At 58.2% G+C, this 12,370-nt stretch carries 12 protein-coding genes; 8 read left to right on the top strand and 4 right to left on the bottom strand.

Annotated features, from left to right (window positions below; genetic code table 11):
* Position 1: 1 nt before the first annotated feature.
* From FE840_RS20420 to FE840_RS20405, 4 genes are read right to left on the bottom strand one after another with little or no spacing between them, the layout of a single operon-like run.
* Positions 2-1,018, bottom strand: a complete 1,017-nt coding sequence (locus FE840_RS20420; RefSeq protein ID WP_138287602.1) for a formamidase — start codon at positions 1,016-1,018, stop codon at positions 2-4.
* Positions 1,019-1,040: 22 nt separating this feature from the next.
* Complete coding sequence (locus FE840_RS20415) at positions 1,041-1,967, bottom strand: ABC transporter permease (RefSeq protein ID WP_138287603.1); 927 nt, start codon at positions 1,965-1,967, stop codon at positions 1,041-1,043.
* Positions 1,967-3,115, bottom strand: a complete 1,149-nt coding sequence (locus FE840_RS20410; RefSeq protein ID WP_138287604.1) for an ABC transporter permease — start codon at positions 3,113-3,115, stop codon at positions 1,967-1,969. The genes FE840_RS20415 and FE840_RS20410 overlap by 1 nt, the downstream gene beginning before the upstream one ends.
* Positions 3,116-3,134: 19 nt before the next feature.
* Positions 3,135-4,259 (bottom strand): BMP family ABC transporter substrate-binding protein, encoded by a 1,125-nt coding sequence (locus FE840_RS20405; RefSeq protein ID WP_138287605.1) that lies wholly within the window; start codon positions 4,257-4,259, stop codon positions 3,135-3,137.
* Between the two features lie 314 nt (positions 4,260-4,573).
* Between FE840_RS20405 and FE840_RS20400 the strand changes: the two genes are divergently transcribed.
* The 8 genes from FE840_RS20400 to FE840_RS20365 all read left to right on the top strand — a co-directional run bounded on the left by FE840_RS20400 (position 4,574) and on the right by FE840_RS20365 (position 12,325).
* A complete protein-coding gene (locus FE840_RS20400; protein WP_425502232.1) occupies positions 4,574-5,248 on the top strand; it encodes a GntR family transcriptional regulator in 675 nt (224 codons plus the stop codon).
* Between the two features lie 410 nt (positions 5,249-5,658).
* Positions 5,659-6,087: a helix-turn-helix domain-containing protein gene (locus FE840_RS20395; RefSeq protein WP_138287606.1), complete on the top strand. Its 429-nt coding sequence runs from the start codon at positions 5,659-5,661 to the stop codon at positions 6,085-6,087.
* Positions 6,088-6,093: 6 nt separating this feature from the next.
* A complete protein-coding gene (locus FE840_RS20390) occupies positions 6,094-7,920 on the top strand; it encodes a hypothetical protein (RefSeq protein ID WP_138287607.1) in 1,827 nt (608 codons plus the stop codon).
* A gap of 12 nt (positions 7,921-7,932) precedes the next feature.
* Entirely contained in the window at positions 7,933-8,151 is a 219-nt protein-coding gene (locus FE840_RS20385) for a hypothetical protein (RefSeq protein WP_138287608.1), read from the top strand.
* A gap of 71 nt (positions 8,152-8,222) precedes the next feature.
* Positions 8,223-9,404, top strand: a complete 1,182-nt coding sequence (locus FE840_RS20380; RefSeq protein ID WP_138287609.1) for a YcaO-like family protein — start codon at positions 8,223-8,225, stop codon at positions 9,402-9,404.
* A complete protein-coding gene (locus FE840_RS20375; protein WP_138287610.1) occupies positions 9,401-10,102 on the top strand; it encodes a TfuA-like protein in 702 nt (233 codons plus the stop codon). Before FE840_RS20380 ends, FE840_RS20375 begins: the two co-directional genes overlap by 4 nt.
* Before the next feature lie 124 nt (positions 10,103-10,226).
* On the top strand, positions 10,227-10,457 hold the full coding sequence (locus FE840_RS20370; protein WP_138287611.1) for a hypothetical protein: 231 nt from the start codon (positions 10,227-10,229) through the stop codon (positions 10,455-10,457).
* Between the two features lie 92 nt (positions 10,458-10,549).
* Positions 10,550-12,325 carry an SLC13 family permease gene (locus FE840_RS20365; protein WP_138287612.1) on the top strand — a complete coding sequence of 592 codons (1,776 nt, stop codon included), beginning with the start codon at positions 10,550-10,552 and terminating at the stop codon, positions 12,323-12,325.
* The last annotated feature ends 45 nt before the right edge of the window (positions 12,326-12,370 follow it).

Here is a 12,370-nt window from a genome sequence, read left to right as displayed (position 1 = left end):
CCTATTCACCGGCAAGCTTGTAGGTTTCACCGAAGCGACGGTGAGGTTTGTCGAAGCCGCAGGACGTCCCGTCCTTCACCTTGATCTCGTCTTCCCAGGGAAGCCGGTATTTGCCCGCGATCAGGTCATGCATGTAGGTGTAGGGTGCGTCCTGAGCCCCGCCATCGACGGCGACATAGCCGCGATGACCGAATTGGTAGATGTTGTTTTCGACGCCCCAGCCCAGACGTGCCTCACGTATGAGATCGGGTCTCACCTCCGCCGTGATGATCTCGTTCACGCGACCGCTGGTGCCATGCGCGATGATCGTGCCATCGAAATTGCAGATCATGCCTTCGCCCATGGAATCGAAGGTCCCGTCTGTCCCGCACATGCAGACGCTGGCAGTCACCATCAGGTTACAGAAGGCGTTGGACTGATTGGTGAATTTCCAGCTCTCGCGAATGGGAGCGGTATACCCTGCCGTGCGGATCATGATCTCGGCACCCTTGTAGGCGCATTCCCGCGCCATTTCCGGGAACATGCCATCATGGCAGATGATCAGCGCAATCCTGGCCCCCTTGGGACCTTCGATCACCGGGATGCCCAGATCTCCCGGTTCCCATGGTTCCACAGGCACCCACGGGTGCATCTTGCGATAATAGAGTTTCAGTTCGCCCTGGTCGTCGATGATGATGCCGGAGTTGAAAGGCATGCCGCCCGGGTTCAGCTCCATGATCGAGAAGCAGCCCCAGATATGGTTGGCCTTGCAGGCGGCCTTGAAAGCCGCCACTTCCGGACCATCGAGCGAGCACATGATCTCGGGATTGATATCCATGGACAGGCCGTGAAGTGCATATTCCGGGAAGATCACCAGATCCATTCCGGGCTGGTTTCGCCGTGCCTTGCCCACAAGGTCGACAATGACGTTCGTCTGGTGCGCGAGGTCGGCCTTGGTCACGGTATTCGGCAACTGCAGCTGTACCAGGCCAATCCCGACCCCGTGTTCGGATTTGTTCAGTCCACCTAGACCATTCATGTGGTTCTCCAATCGGAAAGCGTTACTTGGTCAGAGACAATGCGCCCGGCGCTCCGGTCAGTGATCGCGTCGGTGACGATGTGGCGATCATGATGATCAGGGTGAGCACATAGGGTGCGGCGTAGAAGAGATAGTAGCCGGACGTGATGCCGACGGATTGCAGGGCGGGGCCGAGGGCGCCGGCTCCACCGAACAGCATCGAGGCGGCGAGACATCCCAAGGGGTTCCAGCGTGCAAAGATGACGAGAGCAACTGCCATCAGGCCCTGGCCGGAGGAAATTCCTTCGTTCCAGGAACCGGGATAGAACAGCGACAGATAGGCACCGCCAATCGCGGCCAGTGCCCCGCCGGCAGTCGTCGCTGCCAAACGGACGAGGTCCGGACTGATGCCCATGGCGCGCGCTGCATCCGAACTGTCTCCGACCACACGCAGCACAAGGCCGATCCTCGTGTTGCGCAGGGCCCAGGAGAGAAAGAGGGCGAGCATGATCCCGATCAGGAACAGGATATTGATGTTCAGTGCGGCCTGGACCTGCGGATAGCTTGACCAGGCCCCGAAGGAGATGGACGGGAGCTTGGGGGCAGACGGCTGGATGAAAGGCTTCCCGAGAAAGAAGGCAAGACCCAGACCGAATTGCATCATCGCAATGCCGATGGCGATGTCATTGACCTTCGGAAACTTGCAGATGAAGCCGTGCACGAGACCGAAGGCTGCGCCGCCAACCATTGCGGCAAGCACGCCAAGCCAGGGCGAACCGGTCAGGACAGCGGTGCCATAGGCAGCCATCGCACCAAAGACAAGCGTGCCTTCAAGACCGAGATTGATACGTCCGGAACGCTCGGTCAGCATTTCGCCGAGGCTGACAAAAATGAAGGGCGTCGAGACGCGGATTGCCCCGGCCAGGATTGCCAGAGGAACACCCCATAGGCCGATATCGCTGCCTTCCATCACTGGGCTCCCTTGCTGGTCTCGGCTCGTGTCCAGAGATCGGGGTTGAACATCCGGAAGCGACCATAGAGCGTTTCCGAAAAGAGCACGGCTATGAACAAGGTGCCCTGCAGCAACAGGACCGTTGCGTCCGGCAGATCCATTCGTCTCTGGATCAACCCGCCGGATGCATCAATGCCACCCAGCAGGATGGCGATCGGGATGATGGCGAGCGGATTGTGACGGGCCAGAAAGGCGACGAGAATGCCGGTATAGCCATAACCCGCCGCCAGGGACCCGTTGGCGCTGCCCTGAACCGCAGCAACCTCCATCATCCCGGCAAGTCCGGCAAAGGCGCCTGCGAGCGCGGTGAAACCGACGATCAGACGCCCCACCGGAAGGCCCTGGATTTGTGCAGCACGCAGGTTCCCGCCGGCGACGCGGGCGGCAAAACCGGCTGTCGTCCACTCGATGATGATATAGGACACGACACAGGCGATGATGCCCACGATCAGTCCCCAATGCACATCCATGCCGGGAATGTGGCCGATCATGGCCTCAGCCGGCAGGGGTGCCGTCGACGGCTTGTTCAGACTTGCAGGATCGCGTAGAGGCCCCTCGATCAGATGGTTCATGAGCGCGATGGCGATATAGGCGAGCAGGAGCGAGGCGATGGTCTCGTTGACACCACGGTAGTGGCGCAGAAAACCGGACAATCCGATCCAGGCACCACCAACCACCATGCCCGCGATCGCCATCACGGCCCATAGGGCCCATGGACCGGACATTCCCACCAGTGGCAGTGCCACGGCTGCTGCCGCCAGGCCGCCGAGAACGACGGCGCCTTCAGCGCCGATGATGGTGAGCCCCAGCCTTGCGGGTAGGGCCACACAAAGCGCTGTCAGAAGAAGTGGAGCAGCGCGGCTCAGCGCATTTTGAAACGAGAACCAGCTGCCGAAACCGCCCTGATACATCAGCTGGAAGAGCTGAAGAGGGGACTTTCCGAGAAATGCAATGAATATTGCAAAGACGGTGAGCCCGGCAAGAACGGCAATCGATCCGATGACCACGGGTTCGGCCCTTCTTGAAAGCCATTCCAGTACCGGTCGGAGATCTCCGACCGGCACGGATGGGCCGACATGCCTCGGGCTTTCAAGCTCTGCCGTCATGGCTGCAGCTCCCCTGACTTCAAGAGGTTGAGCCGATCACGCCTTCGACCAGATAGCCCATGCTTTCGAGCTCGATCGCATCTTCCACGAGGTCACTTGTCACAACCACATTGCCGTTATTGTCCTTGAGGCCCGTCTTGAAGACCGAATAGCCGCCCTTCATCATCTCGGCCTTGGTGGCTTCGAACTTGTTGCGCGCCTCCTCCGAAACGGCCGGGCCGAGAGGGCTCATCTTGACGAAACCGTCTTTCAGACCGCCGCGCACGAAATTGCCCATGGGCTCGCCCGTCTGGGCTTTCTTGATGAAATCGGTATAGACATTGCCCCAGGCCCATTCCGCGCCGGTCAGATATTTTTCCGGCGCCAGCGGGCTCTGATTGGCGTGATAGCCGCAGACAAATGCCCCGCGACCCGCAGCGGTTTCGACCACGACCTTCGGGCTGTCGACGTGGCAGGTGATGACGTCGGCACCCTGGTCGATCAGGGCATTGGTCGCTTCCGCTTCCTTGACGGCCAGGGACCACTCGCCGGTGAAGATGACCTGGCAGGTTATGGTGGGATCGACCGAACGCGCGCCCAGCAGGAAGGAATTGATGTTCTGGACCACCTGAGGAATAGGCTTGGCCGCGATAAAGCCGATCTTCTTGCTGGTCGAGGCATAACCCGCCGCAATCCCGTTGAGATACTGGCCCTGGCCGATATAGCCGAAATAGGATCCGGTATTCATCGGATGTGTCCCCTCCTTCCACAGTCCTCCGCAATGGCGGAATTGCGCGTCGGGATATTTTGCCGCCATGGCCAGCATATGGGGATCGAAATAGCCGAAGGATGTCGGGAAAAGGACGGATGCGCCGTCGAGATTGATCATCGATTCCATCGACTTCTGCACTTCGACGGTTTCGGGAACGTTTTCCTCCTCGATCACGGTTACGCCGGGCATGGCCTTGAGGATTGCGGCACCTTCGGCATGGGCCTGGTTGTAGCCGAAATCATCCTTGGGGCCGACATAGATGAAGCCTACCGTCAATGCGGTCTGCGCCACTGCTGGAGCCATGAAGGCGCCAGGGAGCAAGGTCGCTCCGGCGACGCCTGCGGCGGAAGTCTTCAAGAAACTGCGGCGAGTGATGGTTTTGATGGTGCTCATATCCGTTCCCCTGGTTTGGCGCTGGCCGTTCTTCATGTTCAGCAAAAAGTGTATGCAATCGCTGTGCCAGCACCTTAACGCATTGAAATACAGCGATTTAAAATGCGTTGATCTTGATATCGCTCAAACTGTATGCAGTTCGCAGAAGCGGTTGAACAGGAATTGTGCAGTGCCGCGATCAGGCCCCTGGGCGTCCGGCCCCGATTGGTGCCTTGGGCGGACAGTGCGGAAGATTGAGGCCCGACGGCCCGGCCGCAATTTGACTCGGTAACCGTGCTTTGGCATCTGTATGCAGTTGAAAAAGGCGGGACTGGATGTTGAACAAGCCTGACAAGCGCGTGGTGACAAGAGCCGGAACAACGGTTGAACAGATGGTGCGCGCCATCGCCGATCTGATCGTGACAGGCGCTCTGAGGCCGGGCGAAAAACTGGACGAGGTTTCTTTGGCGGGGCGCTTTGATGTGTCGCGCACACCCGTTCGCGAGGCGTTGAGGCAACTTTGCGCCATGGGCCTTGTCGACCGGCAGCCGAACAAACGGGCGGTGGTTACCAATGTGAGCGGCAAGCATCTGCATGCCATGTTCGAAGCCATGGCTGAACTGGAGGCGGTTTGCGCAAGACTGGCTGCGCAGCGGATGACATCGGTCGAGCGCAAGGAATTGCGGGACATGCATCAGGCGTCAAAGCGGTTTGTCGACGCTTCGGGTGGTGAGGATTACGCTGCCTACAACACGGAGTTCCATACTCAGATCTATCGAGGCGCCCACAATGACTACATCTTCGAGCTGGTGACTGCCACGCGCGCTCGGCTGTCGCCGTTTCGCCATGCGCAGTTCCGGTTGGAAGGACGATTGTCGCAGTCCTGGCGCGAGCATGACCGGATCGTTGAAGCCATCATCAGTGGCCAGGCGGACGAGGCGGCCAAAGCTGCCTATGATCATGTTTCGATTGTCAGCGAAGCCAGCGCGAGCTTCGCTCTGCCTCGTTGAACACGCAGATCACGGCAATCCCTTTCGCCGTGCAGCACATGGGTGAAGAGTGACAGCTGCCGTAGGGTGAGCTTTTAGTCCGACCCTTCAATTCACCTGCGACAGCCGCCAACTGGAATAGCAACGGTCTTTTGCAGCGCGAAACACTCCACTCAATCTTGAAGCGATTGACGCATGCGCAATTCTGTTCAAGGAAAGTATGATGTGGAGGATATTCAACCTTTTCCTGCCAGACCGAAAAAGCAATTCGAGAATAATCTCCCAATATTTGGGGTGTCTTGTTGTGTTTTTCGTCACAGGCGATTCATCTTAAACAATTTAATCGTGCATGCCCCTCGTGGGGAGGTTGCATCGTCCGAAGGCTTTACGGTAACGTTTCATCACGAGCTTGATAGGTCGAGGACAGACACATGAAAAAGCTACCCAACTCAATCGACGTTCACGTGGGGGCCCGAATTCGGCTGCGCCGCAGGACGATTGGCATGAGTCAGGAGACGCTCGCCGATGGGCTTGGCATTACCTTTCAGCAGGTGCAGAAGTATGAAAAGGGCATGAACCGCGTGGGCGCAAGCCGCCTGCAGAACATTGCCGAAATCCTCAATGTGCCGATCCCCTATTTCTTCGAGGAAAGCCCGGGGATGCTTGGTGAAAGCATGGACATGGGGGCAAACGAACTCAACGACTTCATGAGCTCCAAGGAAGGCATTGCGCTCGCCAGCGCATTTCTCGCGATTGAAGACAAGCGCATACGTCAGAACATCATGAATTTGTTGCGGTCTCTTGGCCCCTCCGCATCGACCCAGTCGGATAGCGATAGCGCCATTCACGCCTCCCATTGAGGAACAATGACTTACCGGCTGACCACCTTGGGAAGCTGTCGCCTCGAGACCGAGGCAGGGGAGATTGTAAACGTCTCCCATCTCGCAATCGTCATGCTCGCCTTTCTCGTGGATCGGGATGCCCCGATGACGCGACGCGATATTGCCGAGCTTTTGTGGCCTGGAAATCGCGAAGCGGCAGCGACCAATCTCCGATCCTTGTTGAGACGTCTTGGCGCCATAAGCCCCGACCTTGTCGCCTCCCTGACCCAGGGCGGAATGACCCATCTGGTGGCGGATAAACAGACGGTCGCAAGCGACCTGTTCCTGTCGCCGCTTCACACGCCGCTTGAGCGGTTGAGACTGGCAACCGACGCTGTTCTAAAGCGCTTTCTCCCGACCGAAGGGGAGGGGTCGAGGCCGGTGGACCTCTGGGTAAGGGACGTCAGAACGCGACATGTGGCGCGTTTGCGATCCGAATTTCTCGGTTTCGACCCCTCCTCGCTGCTGGACGAGGCAAGGGCGGAACTGCAGAGAGCGGCAGTCATTCTGCTTGAACGTGACCCGCATGACGAGGCTGTTCGTGCCTTCCTGACACCAAGCAGGCAACCGGCACTGGTAATGGCAGGCCATTCGCCGCTCCTTGACATCGCAGCCCCCGGTCAGTGGGAGTTCGCGCGCGGCGCCGCTGAGGCGACACTTGCCTGGACGCCGCCGCGTGTGGCGCTCCTGCCGCCCGAAACCACGGATGCGGCAGGCCAGGCCGGATCCGTGGCGAATGCGCTGATTGAGGACCTGACCATCGATCTATGCGCCAGCCGCGCCGTCTCGGTCGTTGCCCCCTATACATCGCAACAGATCCGCGCCTCGAAGGACAAGGCCGAGATGCTGCAGCGGCATCGCGTTGTCTATGCCCTTGATAGCCAGAGATCCGGAGACAAGCTCTTCGTGCAGCTGGTCTTCATGCCGACGGACGAGGTGATCTGGGCCACGCGTTTTCATCTCGATCCCCGCTCCGTCAGCGATCAAAGACGCGAAATGGCCGATGCGATCAAGGGTTCGATCATGCATATGATGGCCTCCCAGGCCTCCTATTCGCAGGATTTCGCCAGTCATCCGGATGCCTATTTCACCTATCTTCGCGGCGTCCAGAGCCTGTCTGAATTGACCTTGCCAGCCGTGCGGCGCGCCCGTCGGCATTTCCGCGAGGCGCTTGAGCACAGACGTGATTTCGGCGTGGCCATGGCCGGCATTTCACGCACGCTGAGCTTCGAATGGCTTCTGACCGCTCGCGGCGACAAAGATCTGCTGCTGGAGGCCGAACGGCTTTCGCGAAAGGCCATGGAGCAGAATCCAGAATTGGCAGGCGCCTATAAGGAGCTGGGTGTCAGTCAGCTCTACCTCGGCAAGATCGATGACAGCGTGGAGGCGCTGGCGCGGGCCGAGGAACTCAGTCCGAATTATGCAGATGTTCTATACAGTCATGCTGACAGTCTTGTGCATGCTTCTGATCCGCAGGCGGCACTCGTCAAGATAATGCTCGCGATGGATCTGAATCCCGAAATGCCAGATGTTTATCTTTGGACAGCAGCTGGTGCGAGCTTCTTTCTGTACCAGTTTCCGCAGGCCCTTGAATACATCGGTCGAATGAATGATTCGGCAGCAGCCGACAGATTGGCTGCTGCATGTTGGGCCATGATTGGTGAAACAACAAATGCAAAGCGCTGTCGAGATCGAGTTTTGAAGGTAAATCCCAGCTTTGATCTTGAAACGTGGATAAAGGCAGTTCCGCACAAGGAAAAATGGCAAGACGAGCTTTACCGCGATGCTTTGGTCAAGGCGGGTTTCTCATAACGGAGATTTCTAATGTCTAAAGTAGTAGTAATTGGGCTTCCTGGTGAACAGGGACTGTGGGTAGCTGATCTTGGGAACGGAACGGTGTCTGCGTTGCAAGAACCGTTTACTGGTACGCTGGGGTCCGCTGACTCCCTTCGCGGGAGCGGCGCGGCTATTGTTAAAGGTGTGGATCTTGCCCTTGCCTTTGGCTCGATGGAAGAAATTGCACAAAGTCACCACGAAAACTGAAGATATGTCAGTCCAACTCCTTTTGGTCTTCAATGCTTTGTTGAAAGTCGAGTGAGGCTTGGAACGATCAAATGGACGTTGTAACTTACCGTTCCTGTTCTGCAGGCGAGACCTTTGATCGGGTCTCGCCTTTTCTGTATCGGCTTGGCATTACACGGGTTGCGCGGCAGACAGGGCTGGACAAGATAGGCATACCGGTGTGGTGCGCCGTTCAGCCCAATGCCCTTGCCATCGTCATTGCTCAGGGCAAGGGGCTTGACAACGAGGCAGCCCGGACCTCCGCCGTCATGGAAGCAGTGGAACGTTCCGTAGCGACAGCGCCATGTTGTCGTGTCATCACCTCCAGTCGCGCTGTCTTCGAGGAGAAGACCATCCGCCATGATCGGCTTGACGAGCTGCTGGCTGCAAAAACGCAGCCGCTTGCAATGGATGAGGCGCTTGAATGGGTCGCCGCACGACATCTGCTTACTGGCGAGGAAGTATGGCTGCCCTATGATGCCGTTCATCTTGATCGATCGCTGGATCACAGGCGCTATTGGCAGTCTTCCGACGGTCTTGCTTCGGGCAATCATCGAGAGGAGGCCATTCTGCATGGTCTGCTGGAGCGCATCGAACGCGATGCCCATACGCTCTGGCAGATAACTCCGCCAAACCGCCGTTATGCCCGTCGCCTCGATCCGGCAAGTCTCGTTCTTCCCGAACTCCGGATCATGGTGGAGCGGATCGAACAGGCGGGGCTCGAGATTGCCATCTTCGACATGACGAGTGATCTTTCGCTCCCGGCGATTACGGCTCTTCTCGCGCCACGGGATCGCAAGGCCCTCCCGGTGTTGCGTCATGTGGAGGTGACGCTGGGCTGCGGGGCGCATGCGCATCCTGAGGTTGCAGTTTCTCGCGCTGTCAGCGAGGCGGTCCAGTCGCGCATGACATTCATTGCCGGTGCCCGCGATGACCACCTGCCGCAGATTTTCGAGCAGCCTGCGTCAAGCGATACACTGGTGGCTTTCGATGCGGTTCCATCCATTGCCCTGTCATCGCTTCCAAGCTTCGATGCCGCAAACACGGCCTCTGCCTTGCAGGCCGTGCTTGACCGGCTTTCAAACAGGCGTATCGACCGGCTTTATGCCGTCGATCTGTCCCCCGAGTGGCTGCCGGCATCAGTGGTAAAGGTGATCGCTCCTCAGCTCGAGAACCCGGACGGCGAGAGGCGGCAGCGCTTCGGCATGCGGGCGATATCGAGGGCACTGCAATGAAGATTGTCTTTGTCGGACCGAGCCTGCCGGATGCCGATCTTCATCTCGGGGAGGGGCTCTCCCTGCATCCCCCTGCGCGCCAGGGTGACATCATGAACGCGCTTTCCAGGGGCGCGACAGCGATCGGCCTGATCGACGGTTTTTTCGAGGGTGTGGCCCCGGTCTGGCACAAAGAGCTGCTTTACGCGCTTTCGAAAGGGGTTGCCGTTTATGGCGCCTCCAGCATGGGTGCTCTTCGTGCAGCCGAGTGTGCAGCCTTCGGCATGATTGGTGTCGGACGGATCTTTGAGGACTACCGGGACGGCAGACGGGATGATGATGCCGATGTGGCCCTGCTGCATGGACCGGCGGAGCTGGGTTATCCGGCTCTGACTGTGCCGATCGTCAATATTGATGGAACGCTTGACGAAATCTCCCGCCACAATTCCATGCCGCGTGAGGATGTCAGTCGTCTGCAACAGGCAGCAAGGCAGATATTCTACAAGGAAAGAAGCTGGAAACGCGTTGTTGTCGAGGCGGGACTCGATTGGGCGCATGTAGGTCCAATTCTTCATGTCCATCAATGGGACCAGAAGCGGCTGGATGCTCTCGCTCTCCTGGCCTGTCTCAAGTCCGATGACGCGCCTGTTTGCGCGCCTATGGATTGGTCTTTCAACACAACACCCGTATGGCGGCGCCTTTACTCTGCGTCAGGTTGAATCATTCCTCTCATGACTTGCCGTAAGGTGACCTATACGTGTGCAACGCTTTTGCAACGCGTGGCAACGCCCAAAGCATGCGATAAGGCTGTAAATCAGCAACCTGGGGTAAGGGGCATTGCCGATGTCGGACCAAACTGTCTATTCGAGTGAAAGGGATCAGGAGCTTCTGGCTCTGATCAACATGACCGGCTACCTGATGGGTGTCGCCGGAGCGGTCGGAGCGTCGTCGGCGCTTGAGCACCTCAATGCAGCGCGCGATGCATTGGCTGCCGAGTTGGAATCCCAGAATGGAAACACGCTCGACAAGGCCAATCTTCTGCATTGGGCCTCCGCGCGTACGGGCAGCTGCTGAGGTTTCTGATTGCTCGCACACACTCACCTGTTGCAATGAACGCGGATCGTTAGTCTATTGCTCGCGATCCGGTTCTTTGCGAGAAGGTGTGCATGTCTCTGGAACAAGTCTTCGTTCTCGCACTGGTCGTTATCGTTTTTCTGAGTTTCCTTCGGGAATTCTATCCGCCGGAGGTAACAGCGCTCGGCGCTTCGGCAGCACTCCTGGCCACCGGCATTGTTGATACCGTTGATTTTCTTCGCGTTTTCAGTTCCTCTGCTCCCATCACGATTGCCATGATGTTCATCATCTCGGCCTCGCTGGAGCGGACCGGCGTGGTCGCCATCGTCGGTGAATTCATGAAAACCCATGCGCGGGGATCCTATCTGAGAGCCATGCTGATCATGATGACCAGTACGGTCGCGGCCTCTGCCTTCATGAACAACACGCCGGTGGTGATCCTGCTGACGCCCATCATGATCTCCGTGGCGGCAAGTGTGGGCGTTGCCCCGTCCCGTCTGCTGATACCGCTTTCCTTTGCGGCAATCTTCGGTGGAACCCTGACACTTGTCGGAACCTCCACCAATATCTTGGTGAGCAGCGTCGCGGTGGAGGCCGGCCAGCCGGCCATTTCCATGTTCGAAATGACAGGGGCGGGTCTCGTCTTTGCCATGGTCGGCATGGTCTACATGGTCTTTGCCGGGCGCTTCCTTTTGCCTGATCGTGCCTCGCTGGCGAGCGTTCTCGGGCAGGAAACGAAACGCAAGTTCATGGCGCGCCTTCTCATTCCGACAGCATCGCGCTATTGCGGCAAGAAGCTCGCCGATCTGCCGTTCAACACGGCCGAAACACGGATCATCGACGTCATTCGTGGTGAAACCTCTCTTCGGCAGTCGTTGGATGATGTTGTCCTCGACGCTGGTGACCGGGTTGTCCTGAAAAGCGATACGGGTGAACTCCTCGGCCTCAAGGAAGACGGTCATGTCGAGTTCCGCGATATCTCGGACACGGGTTTCGTGCCGGTGACGGCAGAACAGACGGTGCTGATGGAGGCCAGTATCGGGACAAGTTCGCATTTGCGCGGCAGGGCTCTGAGCGACCTCAACCTCAGGCGTGCCTATGGCATCTATGTGATGGCCGTTCACCGCAATGACCATAACATTTCCGACCGGATCAACGATCTGCGTCTGCAATTTGCCGATACACTGCTCCTCGAGGGTCCGCCGGATGGCATTCGCCGCTTGATGGATGATGGCGGCATCATCAATCTGTCGACCCCGACTGATCGGCCGACGCGCCGGACCAAGGCCCCGATCGCAATCGCCACCATTCTCGGTGTCATGCTCCTTGGCGCGCTGGATGTCATGCCTATTGCAGGCCTTGCCCTGATTGGCGCCGTCATCGTGATGATGACCCGTTGCATTGATCCGGAAGAGGCCTTCAATTCGATCGACTGGCGTATTCTGTTCCTGATTTTCGGTATGCTGGGCCTCAGCATGGGGATCGAGGAAACGGGTGCGGCGCAGCTGATTGTCGAAAGCGCGGTGCATAATATCGGCTTTGTCGGGCCGCTGACGGTCCTGGCGGCCGTCTATATCCTCACAAGCCTTCTGACCGAAATGATCAGCAACAATGCGGTTGCGGTGCTGATCGGTCCGATCGTCATCGGCCTTGCGGTCGAGCTCGGTTATGATCCGCGCCCCTTCATCATGGCTGTCATGTTCGCCGCGTCGGCGAGTTTTGCAACGCCGATCGGCTATCAGACCAACACATTCGTCTATGGCGCGGGAGGCTACAAGTTTCACGACTTCCTGGTGGTCGGGCTGCCGCTCAACATCCTCTTTGCGATCGTTGCCGTTATCGTCATCCCGATATTCTTTCCCTTCTGACCGGCCAGTGCACTGCTGGCCGGGCCGTCCGGGCAAACAGGGGAT

The organism is Peteryoungia desertarenae (assembly GCF_005860795.2).
GTDB lineage: Bacteria > Pseudomonadota > Alphaproteobacteria > Rhizobiales > Rhizobiaceae > Allorhizobium > Allorhizobium desertarenae.
Note: the sequence above shows the minus strand (reverse complement) of the source record. Positions and strands in the feature narration are given on the sequence as shown.

Coding starts and splice junctions, on each gene's coding strand:
- FE840_RS20405 (WP_138287605.1), bottom strand. CDS start 4,259: ATGAGCACCATCAAAACCATCACTCGCCGCAGTTTCTTGAAGACTTCC.
- FE840_RS20400 (WP_425502232.1), top strand. CDS start 4,574: ATGTTGAACAAGCCTGACAAGCGCGTGGTGACAAGAGCCGGAACAACG.
- FE840_RS20390 (WP_138287607.1), top strand. CDS start 6,094: ATGACTTACCGGCTGACCACCTTGGGAAGCTGTCGCCTCGAGACCGAG.
- FE840_RS20410 (WP_138287604.1), bottom strand. CDS start 3,115: ATGACGGCAGAGCTTGAAAGCCCGAGGCATGTCGGCCCATCCGTGCCG.
- FE840_RS20365 (WP_138287612.1), top strand. CDS start 10,550: ATGTCTCTGGAACAAGTCTTCGTTCTCGCACTGGTCGTTATCGTTTTT.
- FE840_RS20420 (WP_138287602.1), bottom strand. CDS start 1,018: ATGAATGGTCTAGGTGGACTGAACAAATCCGAACACGGGGTCGGGATT.
- FE840_RS20375 (WP_138287610.1), top strand. CDS start 9,401: ATGAAGATTGTCTTTGTCGGACCGAGCCTGCCGGATGCCGATCTTCAT.
- FE840_RS20395 (WP_138287606.1), top strand. CDS start 5,659: ATGAAAAAGCTACCCAACTCAATCGACGTTCACGTGGGGGCCCGAATT.
- FE840_RS20380 (WP_138287609.1), top strand. CDS start 8,223: ATGGACGTTGTAACTTACCGTTCCTGTTCTGCAGGCGAGACCTTTGAT.
- FE840_RS20385 (WP_138287608.1), top strand. CDS start 7,933: ATGTCTAAAGTAGTAGTAATTGGGCTTCCTGGTGAACAGGGACTGTGG.
- FE840_RS20370 (WP_138287611.1), top strand. CDS start 10,227: ATGTCGGACCAAACTGTCTATTCGAGTGAAAGGGATCAGGAGCTTCTG.
- FE840_RS20415 (WP_138287603.1), bottom strand. CDS start 1,967: ATGGAAGGCAGCGATATCGGCCTATGGGGTGTTCCTCTGGCAATCCTG.